The 23,034-nt window shown below is 58.5% G+C and carries 22 protein-coding genes and 1 pseudogene; 18 read left to right on the top strand and 5 right to left on the bottom strand.

Annotated features, from left to right (window positions below; genetic code table 11):
• Positions 1 to 3: 3 nt before the first annotated feature.
• The 3 genes from KQ933_RS26020 (at position 4) to KQ933_RS26010 (ending at position 2,701) form a co-directional block, all read left to right on the top strand.
• Entirely contained in the window at positions 4 to 1,203 is a 1,200-nt protein-coding gene (locus tag KQ933_RS26020) for a mandelate racemase/muconate lactonizing enzyme family protein (RefSeq protein ID WP_216760678.1), read from the top strand.
• Positions 1,204 to 1,590: 387 nt separating this feature from the next.
• The gene (locus KQ933_RS26015; RefSeq protein WP_216760677.1) at positions 1,591 to 2,046 is read left to right on the top strand and encodes a transposase; all 456 of its coding nucleotides are present in this window, start codon (positions 1,591 to 1,593) and stop codon (positions 2,044 to 2,046) included.
• Positions 2,047 to 2,128: 82 nt separating this feature from the next.
• Entirely contained in the window at positions 2,129 to 2,701 is a 573-nt protein-coding gene (locus KQ933_RS26010; protein WP_216760676.1) for a hypothetical protein, read from the top strand.
• Here KQ933_RS26010 and KQ933_RS26005 read toward each other — a convergent pair.
• A complete protein-coding gene (locus tag KQ933_RS26005; RefSeq protein WP_216760675.1) occupies positions 2,650 to 3,228 on the bottom strand; it encodes a ParB/Srx family N-terminal domain-containing protein in 579 nt (192 codons plus the stop codon). The two genes, KQ933_RS26010 and KQ933_RS26005, sit on opposite strands and share 52 nt — an antisense overlap.
• A gap of 325 nt (positions 3,229 to 3,553) precedes the next feature.
• On the opposite strand from KQ933_RS26005, the gene KQ933_RS26000 reads away from it, so the two are divergent.
• From KQ933_RS26000 to KQ933_RS25955, 10 genes and pseudogenes are all read left to right on the top strand, one after another.
• On the top strand, positions 3,554 to 3,820 hold the full coding sequence (locus KQ933_RS26000) for a hypothetical protein (protein WP_216760674.1): 267 nt from the start codon (positions 3,554 to 3,556) through the stop codon (positions 3,818 to 3,820).
• 26 nt (positions 3,821 to 3,846) lie between these two features.
• On the top strand, positions 3,847 to 3,987 hold the full coding sequence (locus KQ933_RS25995) for a hypothetical protein (protein ID WP_216760673.1): 141 nt from the start codon (positions 3,847 to 3,849) through the stop codon (positions 3,985 to 3,987).
• A gap of 760 nt (positions 3,988 to 4,747) precedes the next feature.
• On the top strand, positions 4,748 to 5,830 hold the full coding sequence (locus KQ933_RS25990) for a hypothetical protein (protein ID WP_216760672.1): 1,083 nt from the start codon (positions 4,748 to 4,750) through the stop codon (positions 5,828 to 5,830).
• Complete coding sequence (locus tag KQ933_RS25985; protein ID WP_216760671.1) at positions 5,830 to 6,186, top strand: hypothetical protein; 357 nt, start codon at positions 5,830 to 5,832, stop codon at positions 6,184 to 6,186. Before KQ933_RS25990 ends, KQ933_RS25985 begins: the two co-directional genes overlap by 1 nt.
• A 379-nt stretch (positions 6,187 to 6,565) precedes the next feature.
• Positions 6,566 to 6,795 (top strand): annotated as a pseudogene (locus tag KQ933_RS25980) (ISNCY family transposase); the annotation flags it as partial.
• A gap of 131 nt (positions 6,796 to 6,926) precedes the next feature.
• The gene (locus tag KQ933_RS25975; protein ID WP_216760670.1) at positions 6,927 to 8,084 is read left to right on the top strand and encodes a Gfo/Idh/MocA family protein; all 1,158 of its coding nucleotides are present in this window, start codon (positions 6,927 to 6,929) and stop codon (positions 8,082 to 8,084) included.
• A 13-nt stretch (positions 8,085 to 8,097) separates the two neighbouring features.
• Positions 8,098 to 8,982, top strand: a complete 885-nt coding sequence (locus KQ933_RS25970) for a carbohydrate ABC transporter permease (RefSeq protein ID WP_216760669.1) — start codon at positions 8,098 to 8,100, stop codon at positions 8,980 to 8,982.
• Entirely contained in the window at positions 8,979 to 9,839 is an 861-nt protein-coding gene (locus KQ933_RS25965; protein WP_216760668.1) for a carbohydrate ABC transporter permease, read from the top strand. Before KQ933_RS25970 ends, KQ933_RS25965 begins: the two co-directional genes overlap by 4 nt.
• Positions 9,840 to 9,878: 39 nt before the next feature.
• Positions 9,879 to 11,108, top strand: coding sequence for an ABC transporter substrate-binding protein (locus KQ933_RS25960; protein ID WP_216760667.1), 1,230 nt, complete (start codon positions 9,879 to 9,881; stop codon positions 11,106 to 11,108).
• A gap of 86 nt (positions 11,109 to 11,194) precedes the next feature.
• Positions 11,195 to 12,328, top strand: coding sequence for an ABC transporter ATP-binding protein (locus KQ933_RS25955; protein ID WP_216760666.1), 1,134 nt, complete (start codon positions 11,195 to 11,197; stop codon positions 12,326 to 12,328).
• 16 nt (positions 12,329 to 12,344) lie between these two features.
• On the opposite strand, the gene KQ933_RS25950 is transcribed toward KQ933_RS25955, so the two are convergent.
• From KQ933_RS25950 to KQ933_RS25940, 3 genes are read right to left on the bottom strand one after another with little or no spacing between them, the layout of a single operon-like run.
• Positions 12,345 to 13,445 (bottom strand): D-TA family PLP-dependent enzyme, encoded by a 1,101-nt coding sequence (locus KQ933_RS25950; protein WP_216760665.1) that lies wholly within the window; start codon positions 13,443 to 13,445, stop codon positions 12,345 to 12,347.
• A 1-nt stretch (position 13,446) separates the two neighbouring features.
• Positions 13,447 to 14,922, bottom strand: coding sequence for a M81 family metallopeptidase (locus KQ933_RS25945; RefSeq protein WP_216760664.1), 1,476 nt, complete (start codon positions 14,920 to 14,922; stop codon positions 13,447 to 13,449).
• Between the two features lie 30 nt (positions 14,923 to 14,952).
• Entirely contained in the window at positions 14,953 to 15,438 is a 486-nt protein-coding gene (locus tag KQ933_RS25940) for a hypothetical protein (RefSeq protein ID WP_216760663.1), read from the bottom strand.
• 111 nt (positions 15,439 to 15,549) lie between these two features.
• Between KQ933_RS25940 and KQ933_RS25935 the strand changes: the two genes are divergently transcribed.
• The 5 genes from KQ933_RS25935 to KQ933_RS25915 all read left to right on the top strand — a co-directional run bounded on the left by KQ933_RS25935 (position 15,550) and on the right by KQ933_RS25915 (position 21,014).
• Positions 15,550 to 15,936, top strand: coding sequence for a RidA family protein (locus KQ933_RS25935; protein WP_216760662.1), 387 nt, complete (start codon positions 15,550 to 15,552; stop codon positions 15,934 to 15,936).
• 25 nt (positions 15,937 to 15,961) lie between these two features.
• The gene (locus tag KQ933_RS25930; protein ID WP_037108795.1) at positions 15,962 to 16,825 is read left to right on the top strand and encodes a MurR/RpiR family transcriptional regulator; all 864 of its coding nucleotides are present in this window, start codon (positions 15,962 to 15,964) and stop codon (positions 16,823 to 16,825) included.
• A 19-nt stretch (positions 16,826 to 16,844) separates the two neighbouring features.
• Positions 16,845 to 17,621 (top strand): SDR family oxidoreductase, encoded by a 777-nt coding sequence (locus tag KQ933_RS25925; RefSeq protein ID WP_216760661.1) that lies wholly within the window; start codon positions 16,845 to 16,847, stop codon positions 17,619 to 17,621.
• Positions 17,622 to 17,652: 31 nt separating this feature from the next.
• Positions 17,653 to 19,569, top strand: a complete 1,917-nt coding sequence (locus KQ933_RS25920; protein WP_216760660.1) for a beta-N-acetylhexosaminidase — start codon at positions 17,653 to 17,655, stop codon at positions 19,567 to 19,569.
• A gap of 251 nt (positions 19,570 to 19,820) precedes the next feature.
• Entirely contained in the window at positions 19,821 to 21,014 is a 1,194-nt protein-coding gene (locus KQ933_RS25915; RefSeq protein WP_216760659.1) for an MFS transporter, read from the top strand.
• Between the two features lie 64 nt (positions 21,015 to 21,078).
• Here KQ933_RS25915 and KQ933_RS25910 read toward each other — a convergent pair whose 3' ends face one another.
• On the bottom strand, positions 21,079 to 22,884 hold the full coding sequence (locus KQ933_RS25910; protein ID WP_216760658.1) for a hypothetical protein: 1,806 nt from the start codon (positions 22,882 to 22,884) through the stop codon (positions 21,079 to 21,081).
• Positions 22,885 to 23,034: the final 150 nt, after the last annotated feature.

Raw genomic sequence — 23,034 nt, 5'->3', positions numbered from 1 at the left:
AAGATGAAGATCACCGATCTCCGTTGCGCCGTCATCGGCAAGCACCCGATCGTGCGCATCGTGACCGACGAGGGCCTCTATGGCTTGGGCGAAGTCGAATTCACCAAGACCTATCTCAAGCCCTTTGTGCTGCATTTCCGCGAGGCGCTCATCGGCGAGGACCCGACCGACGTCGAAAGAGTCATGCTGAAGATCCGCCAACGCGGCTCTTTCAAGCCGTACGGCGCGGCGGTGAGCGCTATTGAGCATGCGCTGTGGGATATTGCCGGCAAGGCGGCGGGCGTACCCGTCTATAAACTGCTCGGCGGCAAGGTGCGGGACAAGGTGCGCGTCTACAACGGCTCGGTCCGCCAGAAACGCACGGGTGACCGGCCGGAGGATTACGCCGCTGACGTCAAATGGATGATGGAGCAGCCGCAGAACTTCTTCATGGTCAAGCAAGGAATCTCGTTCCACTCCAACATGAAGGATACCATTGAGGGCTTCCACTACGGCGTGACCCAGAAGAAGGCCGGCTATCACGGCGCCATGGATCAAGGCGTGATCAGCGAGCGCGGTTTCAATCACATGCTCGACTGCGTGATCGCGATGAAGGAAGTGCTGGGCGATAAAGTCAGTCTGGCGCTCGACTGCGGCCCGGGCTGGATGCTGCCCGATGCGATCAGGTTCGCTCGCGCGGTCGAGAAATACAATCTGATGTGGCTCGAGGATATGCTCACTGGCGACTACGTGCCGTGGGTCAATCCGCAGGCCTATCGGGAATTGACGACCTCCACCTCGACGCCAATCCACACGGGTGAGCAGATCTACCTGCGGCACAATTTCAAGGAACTGATCGAGACGCAGGCGGTACGCGTCATCGGCCCCGATCCAGCCGACATTGGCGGTATTGCCGAGCTCAAATGGGTCGCCGAGCACGCCTACATGCACTCGATCCTGATGGCACCGCACGGCACGGCCAACGGACTGCTGGGCCTCGGCGCGTTGATCAATGTCTGCGCCACGTTGCCGGCAAATTACATTGCGTTCGAATATCCGACCGCCTCCGACCCCTGGTGGGAGGATCTGGTAATCGGCTTGCCGTCGCAGATCGTGAAGGACAGCATGGTAGACCTACTGGAAGCGCCTGGCCTGGGCCTCGATATCGACGCTGAAGGAGCCAGGAGATACCTCAGCGAAGAGGATGCGGGCTTCTTCGACTGAAACCTCCCTCCCAATGTGGTCGTCGACATCACGATCGGCAGCGTTTCCGGCGGAGATGCGGCGGCAGGCGACCGTTGAAATCATGGTACAGTGCTTCGCGCGACCGGGGAGGTCTCGATCTTCAACCGAGCGGGCGGCGGAAAGTGTCCTCGGCACCGTTCATCGTGGGGCCGTTTGCCTGGACTGCAGGACAGCACGATAGTTCGTCATGCCGACACACTGACCCGCGAGACTCCGATGCGATCCATAACCTATGACGCTACAGAAAGGTCATCTGTTACAGGTCCTTCAGCGGATCCAATTTGATCGTGGGCGGCCTGTGAAGCGGCGACGTTGACTCCTGCAGCGACCTGGCCGAAAACGCTCGGAACAATATGAGGATCATCGATGGCTGACGACGAATTCCCAACATCGCTTGCTAGCACCGCCACAAAGCCTGAAGCGGAGAAGACCGCAACTGCCGTTGGTGCACAACGCTCAAATTCCAAGAAGAAAGGGGGGAAGGCTGACACGGTCGCTCAAAAGACGGCAAAGCCCAAGTCACGCGGTTTGAGCGACGAAGAAAAGCTCGTGAAGATCAAGCAGGTCGAAGCTGCCGTTGCCGGTGGCACGACATTGAAGGATGCCGTGAGTGCCGCGGCTATATCCGATCAGACCTACTACACATGGAAGAAAGCCTTTGCTGCGGCGAGTGGTGAGGCTCCCTCAGGTATGGTCGCATTTGACGATGAACTCGCCGAGTTCACCGAGCTTGAGGAAGAAAATCGTAGGCTGCGCACGCTGCTTGCCGAAAAACTTCGTGCCGAAAACGCCGCGTTGCGCAAGCGGCTGGGCATGAGTTAGACCAAGACACCAAATTTCAGATGACACAATCAATGATCCAGTGGTCACCGCGCTGCTGCAATCGATATGCATTGGATGAGCGATGAAGACACCACGGCGCAACTTCGTGGTCGAATACAAGACAAACCGGCGACAAGCCCAAACAAGGCCTCCATCCATTTGGGGCAATCTTGATCTGCAGGCGGTCGCGCGGCAGGTAGAGGCCGATGGCATCTTGGTTGATGCGGCTGCGCTCGATCCGCATCTCGCCAACAGCGGCAGAGCTCCGATCGCGGCGATTGCTCCTTCGCAGCATCCCCAAGCGCCAGTCGAGGACCATGCTCTCACTTCAATCGAACAGACGGTAGCTAGTAACGACGGTGTATCCCAGGAAGAGCTGCCACAGGAGCTTCCGACCATTGAGGCACAAACGGTGCGCGATTACGCACGGAATGCCGGTGAGGAGACCCGTTCTTCGATGCGCGATGAGCGCGTGTCCATTCAGGAGCGGACCGTCGTCGAAGGTAGCTCCGAAGTCTCCGCTCACCGCAATGGCGAGGACGACCTTGATGCGATCGAGAAAGAAAATCGCCGATTGAAGACTCTGATGATCATCAAGCTTCGTCAAGAAAATGCCGAGCTGAGATCGATGCTGAAGCGGTTCGACGCCGAGTAAAGATTATCTGAATACTGGTCTATGGGTCTGCGCTTGGTCGGAGCGACTGACGATCTTTCCTTTTTTCGCGTCGCCTTCCGGCAGTGCCAGCCTCCGTGTTTCGGGCCTCCTGTCGTGCCGAAGCGTACGGCGATATCGGCGGGCGCATGCCCCTCCTCGACGAGCGCAGAGAAGGCCGCCAATTCATCGGCGGGGTTCATCGCCTCGCGGATCGTGTTTTCGGCAAGACTGATTTCCATCGCCTCTCCAGCGTCGCGCAGCCAGCGTTCGACTGGAAGGTCGGCTGCGACATCTCCTGCCTCGACAAGCAGACGCAGGGCCGCAAGCCGCCGTCCGCCGGCGATGATGAAATAGCGTCCATTTTTCCCTGCACGCACCATCGAGTTTTGCAAGAGCCCGTTGGCCTTGATGCTGACGGCAAGCTCCCTGATGCCGCTCTCCGTATAGGTACGACGAACATTCTTCGGATCGGGATCGAACTTGCCCAGTCCGATCGCGATGCTTCCGGTCGACTTATTCACGCCCATTTTCGATTCCTCTCTTGATCTTCCGCGAAGCGGCTCGCCTGCGGAGCAGGAGCCTCGCTCCTGTACCGCGAGCTCGTGCGGAACAGCGCGGAAGAGGGGACAAGCGGACAAATCGGAGGGGCACATGCCGCCGGTCCTGCAGCGGCTCGAGCCGCGAAGGATGGGGAGACCGATTTTCCGCTTGTCGGGGAGAGGGGGGGAGCGCCCCTTTCCCCTTGGGACGGCCTTTGACCGCGCATGGTCTCAGCGAGCGATCGACGAGACAGAGCTGGACTGCGCTTAGTCCTTGCCGGCAGGCGACCGGTCCTGGCAACGGGGTTGCGCTTTGTCCCCGCGCCGCTCATGCCCACCCGTCGGGACAGGTCAGGCAGGGCGGCCAGCGGCACGCCAGCGGATTCTTGCCAAGGTCCTCGCTGATCGGACAAGCACCGTCATTGAGCAAGCGCCGCTGCATGTCGATCTGCAGCCGATGATCCTTGAAGTCGAGGCCGGCCTCGACCGCCTCGAACGCGCGCGTGCGGCGGTCACCTCGGATCCCGACATCCTTTCAGGAGAACCGGCCCTGACCGGAACGCGTATCCGCTCGGACTGATCGCGCTGAACACGGCCGCAGGCGTCATGACGCTCGAGCTGCAACGTAGGCTTCTTCTTGCGCTGGAAACGCTGGAAGGGAAGGAGCGTTGGAACGAGGTTCTGGAGATTTCAGTCACGGCCGACCGAACGTTCACTGTGGATCGGTACGACTTGCCTTCCATCTGAGTGGCATTCGCCTTCATAAGGCGTCAACGCTCTCTTACGTTGGAAAAACTGCGCACCTTTTGAACGCAGCCAATACCGTGATATTTGAACCGGATTGTGTCCGGCCTGACGCGTCGTGCATAGCGTCGCTCCAGACCCGTAACATGGAAGAATTTGTAAAACCGGAGTAAAGACCGGATTGAAAGCGCTGAAAACGCAAGCTTTTTACCGGATATTAGGAAGGATCTCCCGGATCAAACCTGCGATAGCGCCGGATCGTCTTTTCCTATGCAACTTACGAGCTGATTTCTTAGAATTTTGTTCCAGTTCCGTGCCCACTCGTGCGCGCGCGGTGCATCGGAAAGCGGCCCTCCGTTTGGGCCTTGGCAGCGATCACGGCTCCCGAGTGAGGACTTAGTCCGCAACTCGCCCCATCGCGGAAATGTCAAAGCTTGGGGGAATTATGCGACCACGACCTCTGCGCTTCGCGAGAGGGTCAGATCACCAAGCTGAAACTCATCAAGCGGCAGATGTACGGGCGCGGGAAGCTCGATTTCCTTGAGGCACGTATCGTGGGAGCGCCCTGATGTCATCGAGATTGCGTCAGACCCAATATTGGACGCCGATAAGGGGTCAGTCTTGTGCGCCGGTTGACATCACAAGATTCCGAAACTTCCCTCAAACGTAGTAGGCGGGCAAGTTGTGTGCGCAACGGTTTGAATATATTCTTTCCACGTCGCAATTCGTATGACTTCATCCAGTGATGTTAGAGGGAGTTGCTATGTATGATGCTCTACTAGCGCGATCATGTGAAAAGAAGATCGTTACCGCAGTCCTCTCAGTTGGCATTGCCGCACTTGTGACAGCCCTGCCGTTGCCGGTCGCTGCGCAAGTTCCATCCTTGAAGGCCGGATGTCCCGCAATCGGGCTGCAGCAAGGAATGGTGAACACGACGTCAGAGTTGCAGACGTTCAGTGCCGACCACTTCAGTTATCAAATGGAGTTGGCATCGGCTTTTTCAGCCAGAACGGCGAACCAGAGCACAACGTATTGCATGCTGTATGAGGCTGAGAACTTCTCAGCCAAGACTGGCTCGCTGCCTAATAACGGCCGAGTGGATATTTTCTATTGGGATGTTGTGGACTGGTCCATCGAGAAGCTGGAGTCTGGCTCGTCGTATCGGCAATCGCTTTATCAGACAGATGACGGGAAGCAGGTGCCCAGCATCCAGAGCACAACCGTCTATGCTTTCAAAAATTCCTCCTTTGCAGTCAACGCGTACAAGGCTGCGGCCCTTAAGCGCAGTAAGTCGCTCATCAGCACATTAGTTGCACTCAAGGCAAATGAGATTCAGACGCCTTCGAGTCCAGCCGATATGGAAAGTGTCGTTGCCCAGGGGGAGCCCACGGCTTTGGCGGAAGCGCCGATCACTCCCGTCGGCGCGGTTTGGGCAAGTGGGGATGCCGAACTATCAGTTGCGACGGTCGTTCATCCTAATTTGCCTTCAGGAACCATCGAAATCCTAGTTGAGAAGGGAAAGGGTTCGCAGTTTAAGCAAGTACTCATTCCGTATGCACGGGCCCTCGCCACAGCAAAGGAAACGAGTAGTATCCCCGCTCTGATTGGCGAATTCAGAAACTCCCCGATCGATTTTTCTGGCGGAGACATGACGAGCTACGCTTCCGTAGCGGAAATTGATGTTAAGTCCATGAATACGAGCCTGTACCCGATTAAGCAGCCGGTGGTTCTTACGTTGCCAACGGGCGGGAGGACATGTTTTCTTGCCGCAACATTCTCTCCGGTGCCTATGCCAAGAGAGCTGCAGACCTGCAATCCTCGAATCGTCTTCGGCATAGGTGATTGATGTGGGACAAGGTGCTGGGGTGGGGCCAACTGATCTTCTCACAGATCCCCGGACTCGTCGCGATTTTCATCGATCGCCGATGGTCGCTCTATCAGCCTGGCATTTACAAAGGCTATGAGGCCTTTCTCCTTCTTCCGTTCTTCGTTGCGGTTGTATCCACATGGAGTGTTCGGGTTTACAAGCGAAAAGCTATGTGGGGATTGGTGCCCGCTTTCGCTCTCATTTTTTGCACCGTTTACTGGATCTTCCGCAATGTTGACATCACCAACCCGATCCACACACTAAACTGGGCGCTATCGTATTGCTTGGTCGCGCTTCTGTTTGCATCGTTCTACGGTCTTGTCGCGGGGCCGTGAGGTTGACGGGCAAATTCGGCAGCCAGGCGCCACTAAACGAGTGGGAATAAATTCGCGTAGTAGATACCGATCCGGCTCTAGTTTCGGTTTTTTAGCGTTTCGTTCCTATAAATCCGGTCTTTGGTCCGGCGGTACAGAATTCCACGCAAACTATTCCCCTATGAGTTCCATAACGTATGTTATGCGATGTTCATGTGTAGCGGCTATTTAGTAATGCGACAGTTGGGCCAGTTAGAGATGCGACAGTCTCGCCTCTCGATGCACTGGTCAAAGCCAACGTTGGGAGCAAGGATGACGACCTTCAGCCTGGTCGAGATCAGGAGCGGTCGGAGTCGTCATGTCCTGTTTGATCACCATGTCGCAGAAAGAATTGCAATCTCGCTTTGCCGGATCGGAGAATACGTTCGACTATCTGCATGCGACGAAGGCGTATCTGCAGCAATGGGGCAGCCGCTGGCCTTCTGTAGCGACAAGCACGGCGTCTTTCGCTCCACCCATGCGCCAGAGAAAGACCGGACGCGCGGCCTGACGCAATTTGGCCGGCCGCTTTATGAGCTGAACATAGACATTATCTGCGCCAACATTTCGCGGGCCAAGAGCCGGGTGGAACATCGCCCACCAGCCAATCGTTGATGAAAATTAATTTCATCAATCCCCTTTGAAACCCGTTTCCAGTTGACGGCCTTCATTTTTTGTCCCAACCTGAAGAAAATAAATTACGAATTGGGAACATTGCTCGCATGAAAGTGGGAATCATAGGGCTGGGATTCCGGCTCGGGTATCTTGGCTATGTCTTCAAGGCTATCGACAGCAGCTTCGAGATCGTCGGTTACGTCGATCCGGACCCCGCAGGACTTCCCGGACTGACGGAAAAGGGCGTCTCTGTCGGCAAGGCTTATGGTTCGCCGCAAGAGCTCCTTGCTTCAGAAAAGCTCGATCTCTTGATGATCGGCTCTCCCAATCACATGCATCTCGATCATATCCGCCTCGGTCTCGAGGCTGGTCTTAAGGTCTTCTGCGAAAAGCCGATCGTGACGACGATCGCCGAGAGCATCGAACTTGCCCATCTGATGGCGAAGTTCGGCCATGAGCGGCTGATGGTCGGTCTCGTGCTGCGCTACTCCCCCCTTTATAAGGATCTGCGTGCCATCCAGGCCGAGGGCAAGCTCGGGCATATCGTTTCCATCGAAGCCTCCGAGCATATCGAGCCCTATCACGGCGCATTCTTCATGCGCGACTGGCGCCGCTACGAGCGCTATTCCGGCAGTTTCATGCTGGAAAAATGCTGCCACGACCTCGACCTCTATAATGGTGTGGTCGGCGCCCGTCCCGAACGTGTTGCAAGCTTCGGCGGCCGCAAGAGCTTTATCCCCGCCAACGACCCGGCGCGCGAAGGGATCAACGATCTGGAACTCTTCCACAGCAAGCCGAGCGGCTGGATGGGCTCGGACAAGGTGTTCGACAGCGATGCCGACATCATCGATTACCAGGTGGCGATCGTCGAATACGCAAATGGCGTCGGCATGAATTTTCATACCAACCTGAATGTTCCGGACCAGTTCCGCCGCTTCGCCATCATGGGCTCGCGCGGCATGGCTGAAGGCGACTTCGTCCGCGGTTATCTCGATGTCCACGAGCAGCTGACCGGCAACAAGATCGTCGGAAACAAATATGCCGCGACCGAGTTGTCGCAGCATTACGGCGCCGACGAGCAGATGGCGGCCGATATTCTGCAGAGCGTGCGCACCGGTTCGGAACTCCCGGTCTCCACGCTCAACGCGTTGGAGGCGGGTATTCTCGCCCTCGCCATGGACGAGGCTCGCATGAAGAAGGCCGTAATCGACCTTCGTCCCATATGGGACCGGTTCGACGAGGCGCTACACGCCAGAGCGGCCTGAGGAGAACGGCAAGATGAGTGCTCAGAAAAGTGCCGTCATCTTCGCCTGGATCCTTCTCCTTCCGGCTGTCCTCTACGTCACTGTGATCGTTGCCTATCCGCTACTCGACACCTTCATCCTGTCGTTCACTGACGCATCGCTGAAGAAGACCACCAACTGGGTGGGCTGGGTCAACTACGGCAAGATCTTCAATTCGACCTTCGCCGAGGTCATCATCCGGACCTTCATCTGGACGTTTTTCTCTGTCTCGATCAAGATGATCATCGGCGTCTTCGGCGCCACCATGCTGAACGCCGCCGTGCCCGGCCGCGCGCTCTTTCGCGTATTGACAATGCCACCATGGATCGTTCCGATGGCAATCGGCATCTTCATGTGGGGCTGGATGTATAATGGCCAGTTCGGGATGATTTCCGGCATGCTTCAGCGCTTTGGCCTCGTCTCCGGCCCAGTCGCCTTCCTTGCCGAAGGGTCGACTGCCTTCTGGGCGACGATCATCACCGATGTATGGATCGGCGTTCCGATGGTGACGCTCTATATGCTGGCCGCCATGCAGGCAATCCCGCAGGATCTCTATGAGGCAGCCTGGACGGATGGCGCCGGGCGCTTCTATCGTTTCCGTCGCATCACTCTGCCGCTGATCGTGCCCTCGATGATCACTATGTCGATGCTGTCGCTGATCTCCACTTTCAACTCCTTCGACATTATCTGGATCCTGACGCGGGGCGGCCCGAGCGGCGAGACCACGACGATGATCATCGATACCTATCGCACGGCGATCGGTTCGAACAAATATGGCGAAGGCGCCGCGCGCGCCGTGCTGATCTGCATCTTCCTTTCGATCTTCTGCGTCTGCTACTTCCGCATTACCAGCCACCTTGCTTCCGGAGACAAGCGATGAAGACACCCCATCTGCTGATCAATCGGTACAAATGGTATGAAGTCGTCGGCATCTATGCCGGTATCCTGGTGTTCCTCACCTTCGTTCTCGCCCCCTTCGTCGAGGGTTTTCTCGTCTCGCTGAAACCTCTGAGCCAGCTGTTTTCTTCCCCCTACCGGTTCATTCCCGAAAACGGCTCGTTTGAGGCCTACCGGACGATGTGGGTCAGCGTACCGGGCTTTGCACGATACATCTTCAATTCCTTCTTTATCTCGACCGTCGTCACCACCGCTGTGCTGATCCTCGTCGTTCCGGCTTCCTATGCCTTCGCGCGCTTCGAGTTCAAAGGCGCCGGGCTGCTGCTCGGCGCGTTCTTGGCGGTCAACATGTTTTCGGGCGCTGTATTGCTCATTCCTCTCTTCCGGCTGATGCGCTCCTTCGGCCTCTTGAATACCTATTTCGCCATCATGGTCCCGGGCATCGCCTTCCTGATCCCCTCGGCGATCTGGCTACTTCGCACCTATATGATGCGCATTCCGAGGGAATTGGATGAAGCGGCCTTTGTCGACGGCGCCAGCCATTTCTACACGCTGCGGCGCGTCATCCTGCCGATCGCCATGCCCGGCGTTACAGTGGTGGCGATCACCACCTTCATCGGATCCTACGCCCAGCAGTTCATCTACGCCCTGACCTTCAACTCCAAGACCGAATTCGCACCGCTGCCAGTTGGACTCTTCGCCTATTTCGGCCGTCAGGAAGTCGTTTGGAATGAGCTGATGGCCGCAAGTTTCGTTGGCATCGCGCCAGCAATGATCGTGATTTTCTTCCTTCAACGGTATCTCGTCAGCGGTCTGACCGCCGGCGCGGTGAAACAGTAAGACAAGACCAGAACCACCAGAGAAAACGGGAGCTAAAAAGTGACAATCCAATTCAAGACCGGGCTCATGGCCCTCGCCCTGCTCGGCTCCACCGCGCTCGGTACCATGACTGCTCATGCCGCTGACCAGGAAATCAGCTGGATCTATTGCGGCGACAAGATCGACCCCATCCATGAGAAGTACATCAAGGAATGGGAAGGCAAAAATGCCGGCTGGAAGGTCAAGCCGGAAGTTGTCGGCTGGGAACAGTGCCAGGACAAGGCGACGACGCTTGCTGCAGCAGGCACGCCGGTCGGCATGGCCTATGTTGGCTCGCGTACGCTCAAGGAATTCGCCCAGAACGAGTTGATCGTTCCGGTGCCCATGACCGACGAAGAGAAGAAAAGCTATTATCCCAACATCGTCGATACCGTCACCTTTAACGATACGCAGTGGGGCGTGCCGGTCGCATTCTCGACCAAGGCCCTCTACTGGAACAAGGACCTCTTCAAGCAGGCCGGCCTCGACCCGGAAACGCCGCCCAAGACCTGGGCCGAAGAAATCGCCGATGCCAAAGCCATCAAGGAAAAGACCGGTATCGCAGGCTACGGTCTTCCGGCCAAGACTTTCGACAACACCATGCATCAGTTCATGCATTGGGTTTACACGAATAACGGTAAGGTCATCGATGGCGACAAGATCGTCATGGACAGCCCGGAAGTGCTGGCTGCCCTGCAGGCCTACAAGGACATCATCCCCTACTCCGTCGAAGGCGCAACCGCCTACGAACAAAATGAAATCCGTGCCATTTTCCTCGACGGCAAGGTCGGCATGATACAGGCAGGTTCGGGCGCTGCTGCCCGCCTGAAAGACACCAAGATCAACTGGGGCGTCGCAGCGCTGCCGCTCGGACCTTCGGCCAAGGGTGAAGGCACGCTGCTGATTACCGACAGCCTCGTCGTATTCAAGGGCACGGGGGTCGAAGAAAAGGCGGCGGAATTTGCCAAGTACATCACCTCGCCGGGTCCGCAGGGTGAATACGAGCTCCAGGGCGGTGCGGGCCTCACCCCGCTGCGTCCGTCCGCCAAGGTCGACGAATTCGTCAAGGCCGACCCGTCGTGGAAGCCGTTCATCGACGGCATCGCCTTCGGTGGTCCCGAGCCGCTTTTCACCGATTACAAGGGCTTCCAGAATTCGATGATCGAGATGGTCCAGTCCGTCGTCACCGGCAAGGCCGAGCCTGAAGCCGCTCTGAAGAAGGCGGCCGGCGAGATCGAGGCCTTCAAGTAAATCGACGTCGAGGATCGCAGGTCGACGATCTGCGATCCTCGACGACCAAACTCTTGCGCATTCAGGCCGGGACCGGAGACAGATTTTTGGGACAGCTTCAGCTCAACAAGGTTCAGAAATTCTATGGCGACTACGAAGTTCTGAAAGGCGTCGAACTCGACGTCAGGGACGGCGAGTTCGTCGTCTTCGTCGGGCCTTCGGGATGCGGCAAGTCCACCCTCCTGCGCATGATCGCAGGTCTTGATGCGACGAGCAAAGGCGACATCATCATCAATGGCGTCAGGGTCAACGACCTGCCGCCGGTCAAGCGCGGCATCGCCATGGTCTTCCAGTCCTATGCGCTCTACCCGCACATGACGGTTTTCGAAAATATCGCCTTCCCTCTTCGTGTGGAAAAGATGGAGGAGGAAAAGCTCAAGGCCAAGGTCGAGAATGCCGCTCGTATCCTGCATCTCGAAACGCGGCTGCAGCAGAAACCCGGCATGCTCTCGGGCGGACAGCGCCAGCGCGTCGCGATCGGCCGCGCCATCGTCCGCGAGCCAAAGATCTTCCTGTTCGACGAGCCTCTTTCCAACCTTGATGCAGCCCTTCGCGCCGACATGCGCATCGAACTCGCCAAGCTGCACCGGCAGTTGAAGGCGACGATGATCTATGTGACCCACGACCAGGTGGAAGCCATGACGATGGCCGACCGCATCGTCGTCCTGGATGCCGGCAATATTTCACAGACCGGTGCGCCGCTCGAGCTCTACCATAAGCCCGCCAACCAGTTCGTCGCCGGCTTCATCGGCAATCCGAAAATGAATTTCCTGCCCGTGACCTGCACGTCGGCAAGCGAGGCAGGCGTCACCGTCGACTATCGCGGCCAGATGGCAACCCTGCCCGTAAAGCCGCGTGACGGTATGGTCGGTAAGATGATGACACTCGGTATCCGGCCGGAACATATCCAGCTCAGTTCCGGCGATATTTCGCTGACGGTTACGCCCAGCGTCATCGAGCGGCTTGGCGCGAACACCGTGGCCTATGCGGCGCTCGGCAGCGAAACGGAAAACTTCTGCGCCATGCTGCCCGGCAGTGTCGGTATCCGCACAGAGGCGCCGGTTGCCGTCGGCATCAACGCCGCGGATTGCCATCTCTTTGACGAGGACGGTGTCGCCTTCGAACGCCGCGTCGAACTCACCGATATCGACATGAGCCTGCTGGCTCCGGCAACGGCGTGAAGGGTCGATTGATCAGCTACCAGACAAATCCGCGCGCGGCGACGGCCTCGACGCGCGTGACGATGCCGTTGCGATGGAAGACCATCGTATCGAACAGGTTCGAAACCACGCATGTGTGGTTCGGGATGATGGAGAGCTTTTCGCCGATCTGAGGCCGTGCACCGGTACAGGCCGAAAGGTCGATAACGCCATGCTCTTCGGAGAGGCTGGCTATCTTCGCCTCGGGATATCCGACGACGAGGCCGAAATCGGTAAAGCCCTGAAGATCGGAGGTCAGCGCCTTCGAACCTGCATCGATAACGGCGCGGTCGGCATTCGGCCGTGACACCACTGTTGCCAAAACGTGCATCGCGCAATCGTCTTGCGTGCAATGTCCCATCCGGATCATCTGCCGGTCATTGTAGATATAGGTCCCGGCCCGGTGTTCGGTCGCCGACTTGACCAGGTGCGCTTGAAAGAGACTGGGTGTTCCGCCGTTGCTGACGATCGGACAGGCGATACCCTCTGCCGCTAATTGCTTCAATGTAGCCTGGATGAAGGCTTCGACGGCATCAGCCGACTGCGGCTTCGGATAGGTGAGGATACCACCGAATGACAGCCCGTCGGCGGCAAGGATACGTCTGGCGAGCGAGACCGCCTGCTCGGGTGTCTGCACACCGCAGCGCGCGCCGCCGGTGTCGCATTCCACGAGGACGGTGAGCGGTTTGCGGCCGGAAAAATGTGCAGACAGCCCGTCGACCGTGACTTGGCTGTCGGCGACGACCTTGAGACCGGAAATGCGATCGTTCAGCGCTGCGAGCCGTTCGAGCTTCGGGGCTCCGATAATATTGAAGGTGATCAGGATGTCTTCGAAACCGGCTTCGGCAAAGACCTCTGCCTCTGTCACCTTCTGGCAATTGATGCCCTTGGCGCCGGCCGCGACTTGCGCGGCTGCAAGTGCGGGTATCTTGTGCGTCTTGATATGCGGGCGGAAATTCAGCCCGTGCTCGTCCATGTAGGACTGAACCCTTGATATGTTGGCGGCCAGCTTGTCCTCGTCGATGATCGGGCGCGGCGTGGAAAGATCGGTGATCCTGTCTCCAGCCTTCGCGACCACGGCGAACCGGTTGTCATGCATCTCAGGCAGCTCCGCGTTCGGTTCCATGAGGGTCGGCCACGATCGGCCAGATGGTCTTCGGTGCCCGGCGATAGCGGGTCGTCGCCGGATTGTTGGGATAGGGAGTTCCCGCCGAACAGTACAGGATTTCAGCGGCGATCTTCGAGAAGGATGCGAAGAAATGGTTGGTCGATTTGATCACCAGGATCTTCTGCCTGGTCGGATCGATGCCCATCACGGAAAACAGGCTCGGATCGAAGCTCTGCGCCCGTGTCGAATTCAGGATGATGTCGATACCATCAAGCACGATAAGCGCCGCATCGCCGAAGGGGGCGAGGCTCTCGCCGAACTGCATCTCGGCGTTCTTCACCAGTTTGACGACCCTCACCATGCCATCGACGGGATTGCCGGTTCCGGGCGCCGATTTCGCGCCGAAGCGCAGCGGAATTTCAGCCCCCTCGCCTGCGGCAAAACAAATCTGAACGGCGACCGGATCCCAGATCGTGCCGACAGCAGCACTTGCCACACCGCGGGCCAGAAGCTCCTCGACAATGACAGTGGCATCGCCAGCCGTCCCACCGCCCGGATTGTCCCATACATCGGCAATGACGACCGGCCAGGCTTCGGCAGCCATCGCCCGGGAGACGGCTTCCTTCTCGTCGATCTGCGGCACCATGAAAGTGCCGCGCTTGGAAAATAGCTCCATGCCAAGCTCGCGCGCCAGGGCCGCACCCTTTTGCGGATTGTTGTCGGTGACGACAAGCAGCTTGGTCCCCATCTCCGGCACATCGCCGACCATGAAGCCGTGGACCACGGAGATCGACAGGATTTCAGGATCTTCCTTCTCGATCCGCATGATCTTGTCGACGAAGGAACGCATTGGATCGCGTGAGGTCGGGAAGACATCGATCATCCGGCAGTCGAATATCGAATTAACAGGCTTTACCCTGCCCTCAAGCGCGTCGACGGCGATGTGCCAGAGATCCTCGGCGCGGTCGACGAAATCCGTATGCGGAAATTCCTTGAAATAGACTGCGAAATTCAGCGCTTCGAGACGCTTCCTGGTCAAATGGCTATGTGGGTCGAGCTCGGCGCAGATCAGCACATCAGCCCCGACGATGTCGCGGATGCGGGTCAGGAGGTCGCCTTCCGTGTCCTCATATCCTGCAGCCACCATTGCCCCATGCAGGCCCATAACCACGGCATCGACAGGCATTGCGGCACGGAGCTGGTCGAGGATTTCGTCTCGCAGCCCTTCGTAGGCCTGGCGGTTGACGAGGCCGGCTGGGTCTGCCCAGGCTGCCGTGCCTTCGATCAGCTCCCAGCCCTTCTCAGCGGCGACACGGCGACCGACAGTGATCGGCGCGGTGCAGAGTGTGGGCGTTTCCGGATGCTGGCCGGGCGGGGCATAAAGAGACGCCTCGAACGCGCGGCGGTCCACACAGATCGGGGAAAACGTATTGGTTTCGGTCGCCAGTGCTGCCGTGAAAATACGCAAATGAGTTGGCCTCGTTTTTGCGGTCCCGCCTCAACCCATTGGGTTCGGCAGGTAGCCTGTAAATCCGCAGATCTTCCATCGTCCTTCGTGGAGCCTGCAATAATAGAGCGTCTGCCACTGCATGATATCGCGGGTGCCATCGCTCTTGGTGAGACTTCCGTCGAACTTCTTGCGGACAAGCGCCATGTCGCCCTCGATCTCGATGTCCTCGAGCGTCGTGGTGGTGAAGATCGCCGTTCGGGTGTCCTCGGCAAAGCTCTGCGTCGCAAAATCCTTTGCCTGTCTCAGCCACTCGTCGCGATAGGCGCTGAGTGCGGGGAATGCCAGGCGCCACTTGTCAGGGTTGACCTCTTTGCGGCCATCGATGCCGATGAAACCTTCCTCGACGAAATCATCTTCGACCATCGACCAGTCGGCTGCCAGAAATGCATCGATGTCGCGAGGCACGAGCATCTCCCAGATGGCGTGCCGTGCAGTATCGGAGGGCGGAAAAGGATTCTTGAAAGGATCACGCATCTTCGCCCCCGATTTAAATTCTTTTCATAAATGGTGTTTTTCACTGGTCAAAATCTGCTTTCTATGGTCCCTTGTCAACTTATCAAGAAAATAATTTGCAGGAATCCAAACATGCCCATCAAGCGATATGGCACTGTTCAGACCGGCGCCGGCGGCAAGCCGCTGCCTTTTGCGCGCGCCGTCGAGGCCGATGGCTGGCTCTATGTTTCCGGTCAGGTGGCGATGGAAAACGGCGAGATCATCGACGGCAATATCGTTGCCCAGACGCATAAGACGATCGCCAATGTGCTCGCCATTCTCGACGAAGCCGGATATGGCGTCGAGGACGTGGTGCGCGTCGGCGTCTGGCTGGACGATCCGCGCGACTTCTGGACATTCAACAAGATCTATCAGGATTATTTCGGCGCGCACCCGCCGGCTCGTGCCTGCGTCCAATCGTCGATGATGGTGGATTGCAAGGTCGAGATCGACTGCGTTGCCTATAAGAAGAAGAGTTGACTGACGGATCGGCGGGAGGATCGGCTTGGATATCTTTTCCACATTACAGGAAGACAGAAGCCGGCTTTCCGCCTCCGAGAGCCGCATCGCCGACATCATCGTCAATGATTTCGAATTCGCGGTGAATGCCTCGATCATCGAGCTTGCCGAACGCGCGGAAGTCTCGCCGCCAACGGTCACACGTTTCTGCCGCCGCCTCGGTTGCGACAGCTTTTCCGATTTCAAGGTGCAGCTTGCCCGCACCGCCCATGTCGGCGTGCGTTACCTGAAGCCGGAATCAAAGAGTAGCGATCCAGCCGATGTCGCTCAGGATATCATCACCAAGGCGCAGAATGCCCTTTTCCTCTTACATCGCTCGCTGGACCTCACCGCGATCGAAGCTGCGGTCGCGCAGATCGCCAAGGCGGAGATGATCTATGCCTTCGGATCGGGCGGCAATTCTTCGATGATCGCCGATGAGTTGCAGAATCGGCTCTTTCGGCTCGGTCTCAGGATCACCTCCAGTTCCGATCACAGCATGCAACTGATGATGGCGGCGGCAGCGAAGGCTGGCGATGTAATCATCGGCTCGTCCTTTTCAGGGCGCAATGCCGAGCTGGTGCGAGCCTTTGCACTGGCACGCGAGGCCAAGGTCAGGACCATTGCGCTGACGCAAACCGACAGCCCGGTCGCAAGGGCCGCGGGAATCGTCGTGCCGATCGATCTTCCGGAAGGAACGAACATCTTCCGCCCGACATCGACGCGTATCGCCTATATCGCAACCGTCGATATCCTGGCGAGCCTCGTCGCCTATGCGATCCAACCGAAGGCGACGACGACGCTGAGACGCATCAAGCAGCAGCTGGTCACACACCGCGACGGCGACGACAAGCAGCTGCTCGGAGACTGATCAACAAGAGGGAGCGACAATGACGCAATCGGTGGCCATTGTGACGGGAGCAGCAGGTGATATCGGCGCGGCGATTGCCGATCGACTTGCCGCCGATCATGACGTCATTCTGCTTGCGGATATCGATCTCGTCACTGCGGCAGCCGTTGCCGGCAGGCTTGGACCGGCTGATCGTTTCGTCGCCATCGAATGCGACGTGACCAGCGAGACAAGCGTTGCGGCTCTCGCCGGATCTGCGGCGGAGCTCGGCAGTCTTCGTACCCTCGTCAACAATGCGGGAGCAGCCCGCGCCGTCAGCCTGCATGATACGACGCCGGAGATCTGGCGCGCCGACAATGCGCTCAACCTCGAAGCCGCCTTTCTCTGCTTCCGGGCCGTCGAAGACCAGTTGAAGACCTCGCGGGGCTCTATGGTCAATATTGCCTCGGTCAATGGCATGAACGTGTTCGGACATCCGGCCTACAGCGCCGCCAAGGCCGGCCTTCTGCATTTCACCCGGCTGGTCGCCGTCGAATATGGAAAATTCGGCATCCGCGCGAATGCCGTTGCCCCCGGAACGGTAAAGACCCAGGCCTGGGAAGCCCGGGCGGCCGCCAATCCCAATGTCTTCGAGGACGCCCGTCGCTGGTATCCGCTGCAGCGCGTCGTCGATCCTAAGGACGTCGCCAATGCCGTGGCCTTCCTGGCTGGGCCGCAGGCTGCGGCGATCACCGGCGTCTGCCTGCCCGTCGACTGCGGCCTGACGGCCGGCCAGGCCGAGCTTGCCCGTACGTTTTCCCAGTCCGAGCACTACTGAGATTCATAGAACATAACGAGAGGAACGAGAGATGAAACCGGCAGACTATCGCCTGGAAAGCAGCTGGGACCCCAATGGCGGGCCTCATGGCGCGTTCACCTTCACGCTTTTCAATCTCTCCGGTGAGGCGCTTTCCGGTTTCAAGCTTGTCTACACCTCGCTCACGCGGGTCATTGATGCGGCCGCATGCGGCAATGCCACCTTTCTCAGACGCAATGCCAATTTTCATGAATTCGAGCCGCCGGCCGGGCTAACCCTCGCAGCCGGCGAAAGCTGGACCTTCACGGTCGCCGGCTTGCACCGCCCTGCGCGGCATTGCACTGACGGCGCCAAGTCCGCCTATCTGACGCTGTCGTCCGGAAAGCATGTACCGGTCGCCGTTTCCGATCTGCTTCTCGAAGGCCGAGTGAGCGAGCCTCCGCCTGCGCTCCTGCCTGAAGGCAGGATCGGCCTGCCCTTTGCGTTGCAGCCGTGGCCTGCCGAGATCGATGCGAAGCCGGGCGATAGTTTTCCGGTCGTCCTTTATCCGGAAGGTGCGAGCGCAGACGAATTGTCGGCAATATCAACATGCATTTCCCTGACGCGCCGCCTTTTCGAAAGCGATCATTCGGTTTTCAATCTGGTTGCCTCGCCGCAAGGCCGCGCACTCACCTTCAACAAGGACACCTCGCTCGACGCTGAAGCCTACCGGCTGACCTTCGCGGCCGATCGTGTGACACTTTCCTATTCCGGCTCCGCCGGGCGCCAGTACGGATTGACCTCGCTCGCGCAGATGCTGAACGGTGCGCGCGTCACCAAGGGCAAATTCTGCTTCCCGGTTTCGGGAACGATTTCCGATCGGCCCCGCTATAGCTGGCGCGGCTGCCATCTCGACGTTTCCAGGCAATTTTATCCGGTTGGCGACGTGAAGCGGCTGATCGACATTCTTGCCTGGTTTAAGCTCAACATCTTCCACTGGCATCTGACCGATGATGAGGCTTGGCGTCTGGAGATCAAGGCCTATCCGCAACTGACGACAACGGGCGTGTTGCGAGGCCCGGACGAACCGCTGCTGCCGCAACTGGGCAATGGCGCAGAGCCGGTCGGCGGCTTCTACTCGCAAGACGATGTCCGAGACATCGTTGCTCATGCGAGTTCCCTTCATGTCGAGGTGGTTCCGGAAATCGACATCCCCGGCCACAATGCGGCGACGTTGGTTGCCCTTCCCAATTTGACTGATGGCCAGGAGGCACCTGAAAGTTACCATTCTGTCCAGGGCTATCCGAACAATGCACTGAACCCGGCGGTGCCGCTGACCTACGAATTCCTGGAAAAGGTCTTCGACGAAATGGTCGAGCTGTTCCCCTCATCCTACATCCATATCGGCGGCGACGAAGTGGCGAACGGCTCCTGGCTGGCCTCGCCCCTTGCCCGGAAGCTGATGGCCGAAGAAGGCATTTCCGGCACGTTCGGGCTGCAGTCCCATTTTCTGAATCAGATCAAGTCGATGCTCGACAAGCGCGGCCGCAAGCTCGCCGGCTGGAACGAGGTCGCCCATGGCGGTGGAGTCGCGGCGAAGGATAGCCTCTTGATGGCCTGGGAAAATCCGCAGGTCGGCATCGAGCTTGCCGGACAAGGCTATGAGGTCGTCATGACGCCGGGGCAGGCTTACTATCTCGACATGGTCCAGGCCGAAGCCTTTCAGGAGCCGGGTGCGAGTTGGGCAGGCACTGTGCCGCCGGCCCACACCTATGCCTATGAGGCAGCTGGCGAATTCCCGGAGGAATTGAAGCATAAGCTGAAAGGCGTCCAGGCCTGCATCTGGTCGGAGCACTTCCTGTCGCGCGGTTATTTCAATCGACTCGTCTTCCCGCGTCTTCCGGCAATCGCAGAGGCTGCCTGGACCCCGAAGGCGTCGAAGGATTGGGACCGTTTCGCTGCGATCGTGACGCTTAGCCCGAGGCTCTGAGCTGTCAACGATGAAAATTGACATCGGAGCGATATTCGCCAGTCCTAACCCGGGGGCGGTCGATCGAGACATCGAATATCAGATGAGCGTCAGGCCTGCCGCTTTGTCTTTCCCCTGAATCAGGATTTCGGCTACACGCCGCATGCGCGCCTTCCCACCCTCAGGCGCGACCGAGATTGATCATGACAATCCTTGTGCGGAGCGGTTTCCCGGCCCGCACAAGGACGCCTCAAAGCCAACTGGCGACGATAATGAACCGCTTGATTCCCGACGTTTTCCGTAATCCTGCAATCCGGGTGAGCATGATCGCCATCTTCACGTTCGGATTTGCCGGAGCGACGACGGCCCCCTATCGGTCCGTGGTCGGTATCCGCGAGCTCGGGCTGTCGAATGAGCTCTATGCCACGCTGATCTTCACTGCCGCGGCAGTCAACGTGATCGTCAGCATTCTGCTCGGCAATCTTGCCGACCGGCTCGGTGAATACCGTAGGATGATGCTTGTAGCGGCGAGCTTCGGCGTTATCGGTTATGGCGCGGTGTTCTTCTTCCCGACGCAGGACATATTTGTCCTCAGCGCACTTCTGCTGCTTCCGGTCTATGGTTGCCTGAACTCGTTGCTCTTTGCCAATGTCCGGGCCGCGGCCCATGGACTGGCACCGGCTGACGTGGCGACCGTCAATTCCGGCGTGCGGGCGATGATCTCGCTTTCCTGGGTCCTGGTTCCCGGGCTCACGGGGGTTTTGCTCTCCCCCTCTTCGACCATGTTGCCAGCCTATCTCTTCGCCGCCATTTCCTGCCTTGTCTGTGTGGGACTCGTGGGTTTCTTTTTGCCCCGACAGAGCGGTACGGATCGTGCCGCCACCCACCATCTCTCCTATCTCGCCGCACTGGGCCAAGTGATTTCCCCGAAAATCTTCAGCCGGATCACGGCAATCGCGCTGATCAGCAGCACATTGCATGTGAACGACGCCATTTTCCCCCTCGTCGTAACCGGCGCCGCCCGCGGCACTGTCGCCGATATCGGCATTCTGGTCGGGATCGTCGCGCTCCTCGAGGTGGTCTTCATCATCGTCTGGTCACGCCTGTTGCGCCGCATCAGCCAACTCGCAGCCCTTGCAGCCGGGGCATTGATCTATGCTGTCTACCTGCTGCTTCTGGCTTTTGCCCATGAGCCCTGGCATGTCTATGCCCTCACCTTGATCAGTGGCATCGGCGCGGCGTCACTGATCTCCATTCCAATCACCTATCTGCAGGATTTGATCGCCGAGCGGCCCGGTCTCGGCAGCGCGCTGATTTCCGTCAACATCTTTCTCAGCGCCGGACTGAGCGCTCTTCTCTTTGCCGCCGGCACAGCCATCACCAGCTATTCCGGCACTGCGGTGGTCAGTGCCCTCTCCGGTCTTCTCGGGATCGCTTGGCTGCTGTGTCTCGACAGGCGCCGGTAGCCGAGGAGCGGCGGCGCTTGAGAAAGCTTCAGCGCCATCCGCATTTTGCATGGCTATCGCCACTTCAGTCCTTTGACGCCTCGTCATCCGACACAGGCAGGCCCGCAGCCTTAAGTCCCGCAAGAAAGCGCTCCTGGTCTTCGGTCCGCGCCAGCCGCCTGGCGACCTCCCGCCTGACGTTCGGGATCAATGCGGGTGACCTGAGCTCGATCCAGTCGAGCTGCTCCTTGGCCTCGGCCGTTTTTCCCAGCGTGCCGAGGATGGAGAGCAATACGAGGCGATGCATCGGATTGTAGTTCAGGTCCGACATGCGGGACCAGAGTTCCGCGGCTTGCGTGTCGCCCCGCATGAAGGCACAAAGCGCCATTCCAACCTCGTAATATCCGCGTGGTCCGGCATTCCGGCTGACCGCCTCGGAAACCAGTTCGCAACCCCTGGCCCATTTTCCCGACATCGACAGGCGCAAGCCGTATTCACCCGCCACTTCGGTGTCGTTCGGGTTGCTGGCATAGGCGGCCTCGCCGGCATTCAGGGCTCCGGTTGGGTCATTGCTGAAAAAATCGGCGAGCATTAGTGCTTGAAGCGCGCGCGCATTCTTCGGGTCGAGCCTTACTGCGCGTTCGGCAAGTTCCTTCGCAACGCGGAGCGTAGCGGCTGTCGGCTTGGTGTTCAGCTGGTACAGAAAGCGGAACTCGTCGAGATGGATCAGCGAAAGAAGAGCGATAGTATTGGAAACATCGGGTTTCTTTTCAACGGCCCGCCGCAGACATGATTTTGCTACCTCATGCGCCTGCGCAGTCATTTCGCTGCGATAGCTGTAGTATGACAGAATGCAGGAAAAAGTGTCGCCACTTCCGGCAATGCTGGCGGTGTCCGTTTCGAACATAACGCCGAACGGCCGTGCGACCGCCGTCGCGATATGTTCGGCAAGGCTCGACTGCGTTTTCAGAATGCCCTGCACTTTCGTGTCGGCATCGTAATTGTTTGCCCAGATGACAACTCCATCCGCCCGTCGCACCAGCCTTGCCGTTGAGCGCAGAGTGTTGCCTTCCAGCCGGACGCTTCCCTGGAGAGCGTAGAGCGGGTCCGACGAAGCCTGGCCTTCCCCATTGCGCGGCAGCACGGCGACGGCGATGGCGATGTCGTTGAAGGGGACGAGTTTTTCGATGATGTCGTCGGTAATGCCTCGGGAGATATCGGATGCAAGCCCTCCTTCAGAGGCACTTGCGAAGCGTTCGACGACGATGGTGGGGCGGCTGTCGGCCCCCGTCGCTGTCTCGGCTTCCATATCGAACAACTTTGCATGCAAAAGCATCGCCGCCGAGACGAGGAGGATCACTGCGCCCCCCGCAAGGAGCCAATATCGGGTTCGTGACAAGCGCCAGCTCGCCCTATCTCGGCCGACCGTATCTCCGATGATATTGGCCTGCCGCGATGCATCGCCTCCCCCTGATATCGGCTGATTGGAGAGCCTGAGTTTCGGCATATCTGCGGGCTCAGTGCCTTGCCTCACGTCGAAGACCGGCGCGTAGCCGCCCAGGGGAACTGTGATGATGATCCGGTCAGCGCCGCCGGCGGTGAGGTAATAGTGTTCCAGCTCCCTCCTCAGCCGCCCGGCTTCGATACGGACACATGGATCCTGTTGAGCATCGAAATTCGCATCCCTGCCGAAAACAGCTTGCGCGATGGTAAAGGCCTTCAGATACTCGCGACGGCCCTCAAGTGTTTCCGTCACGACGAATTCGAAGAATCTTCTCGCCCGCTCGGGAAGACGAAACTCCGGGCTGGAAAGAATGCGCTCAAGCTGCTGCCGCACCTCCTCCTGCGAAAAAGTGCTGTCGCCGGCCCTGTCAACGCCTGCATTTGCCATCGGCTCCCCCAAGAATCCGACTGATAACAACCTGCAGCATACTGCCTTGGACGATAGTCCGAAGTCGCCATGACGGCAATGTCATTTAGTAGAAAACGCTAATAAAACAAAGTTTGGGCAATGGATCACCTGATGGCCTAACACGTCTTC

This window comes from Rhizobium sp. WYJ-E13 (genome assembly GCF_018987265.1).
In the GTDB taxonomy this organism is placed as follows: domain Bacteria; phylum Pseudomonadota; class Alphaproteobacteria; order Rhizobiales; family Rhizobiaceae; genus Rhizobium.
The sequence above is the reverse complement of the archived record's forward strand: the minus strand, read 5'-3'. Positions and strand labels throughout refer to the sequence as shown.

What these genes read in the sequence shown, in the direction of transcription:
- KQ933_RS26020 (WP_216760678.1), top strand. Translation starts at nt 4, where the DNA reads ATGAAGATCACCGATCTCCGTTGCGCCGTCATCGGCAAGCACCCGATC.
- KQ933_RS26015 (WP_216760677.1), top strand. Translation starts at nt 1,591, where the DNA reads ATGGCTGACGACGAATTCCCAACATCGCTTGCTAGCACCGCCACAAAG.
- KQ933_RS26010 (WP_216760676.1), top strand. Translation starts at nt 2,129, where the DNA reads ATGAAGACACCACGGCGCAACTTCGTGGTCGAATACAAGACAAACCGG.
- KQ933_RS26005 (WP_216760675.1), bottom strand. Translation starts at nt 3,228, where the DNA reads ATGGGCGTGAATAAGTCGACCGGAAGCATCGCGATCGGACTGGGCAAG.
- KQ933_RS25995 (WP_216760673.1), top strand. Translation starts at nt 3,847, where the DNA reads ATGACGCTCGAGCTGCAACGTAGGCTTCTTCTTGCGCTGGAAACGCTG.
- KQ933_RS25990 (WP_216760672.1), top strand. Translation starts at nt 4,748, where the DNA reads ATGTATGATGCTCTACTAGCGCGATCATGTGAAAAGAAGATCGTTACC.
- KQ933_RS25985 (WP_216760671.1), top strand. Translation starts at nt 5,830, where the DNA reads ATGTGGGACAAGGTGCTGGGGTGGGGCCAACTGATCTTCTCACAGATC.
- KQ933_RS25975 (WP_216760670.1), top strand. Translation starts at nt 6,927, where the DNA reads ATGAAAGTGGGAATCATAGGGCTGGGATTCCGGCTCGGGTATCTTGGC.
- KQ933_RS25970 (WP_216760669.1), top strand. Translation starts at nt 8,098, where the DNA reads ATGAGTGCTCAGAAAAGTGCCGTCATCTTCGCCTGGATCCTTCTCCTT.
- KQ933_RS25965 (WP_216760668.1), top strand. Translation starts at nt 8,979, where the DNA reads ATGAAGACACCCCATCTGCTGATCAATCGGTACAAATGGTATGAAGTC.
- KQ933_RS25950 (WP_216760665.1), bottom strand. Translation starts at nt 13,445, where the DNA reads ATGCATGACAACCGGTTCGCCGTGGTCGCGAAGGCTGGAGACAGGATC.
- KQ933_RS25940 (WP_216760663.1), bottom strand. Translation starts at nt 15,438, where the DNA reads ATGCGTGATCCTTTCAAGAATCCTTTTCCGCCCTCCGATACTGCACGG.
- KQ933_RS25935 (WP_216760662.1), top strand. Translation starts at nt 15,550, where the DNA reads ATGCCCATCAAGCGATATGGCACTGTTCAGACCGGCGCCGGCGGCAAG.
- KQ933_RS25925 (WP_216760661.1), top strand. Translation starts at nt 16,845, where the DNA reads ATGACGCAATCGGTGGCCATTGTGACGGGAGCAGCAGGTGATATCGGC.
- KQ933_RS25920 (WP_216760660.1), top strand. Translation starts at nt 17,653, where the DNA reads ATGAAACCGGCAGACTATCGCCTGGAAAGCAGCTGGGACCCCAATGGC.
- KQ933_RS25915 (WP_216760659.1), top strand. Translation starts at nt 19,821, where the DNA reads ATGAACCGCTTGATTCCCGACGTTTTCCGTAATCCTGCAATCCGGGTG.
- KQ933_RS25910 (WP_216760658.1), bottom strand. Translation starts at nt 22,884, where the DNA reads ATGGCAAATGCAGGCGTTGACAGGGCCGGCGACAGCACTTTTTCGCAG.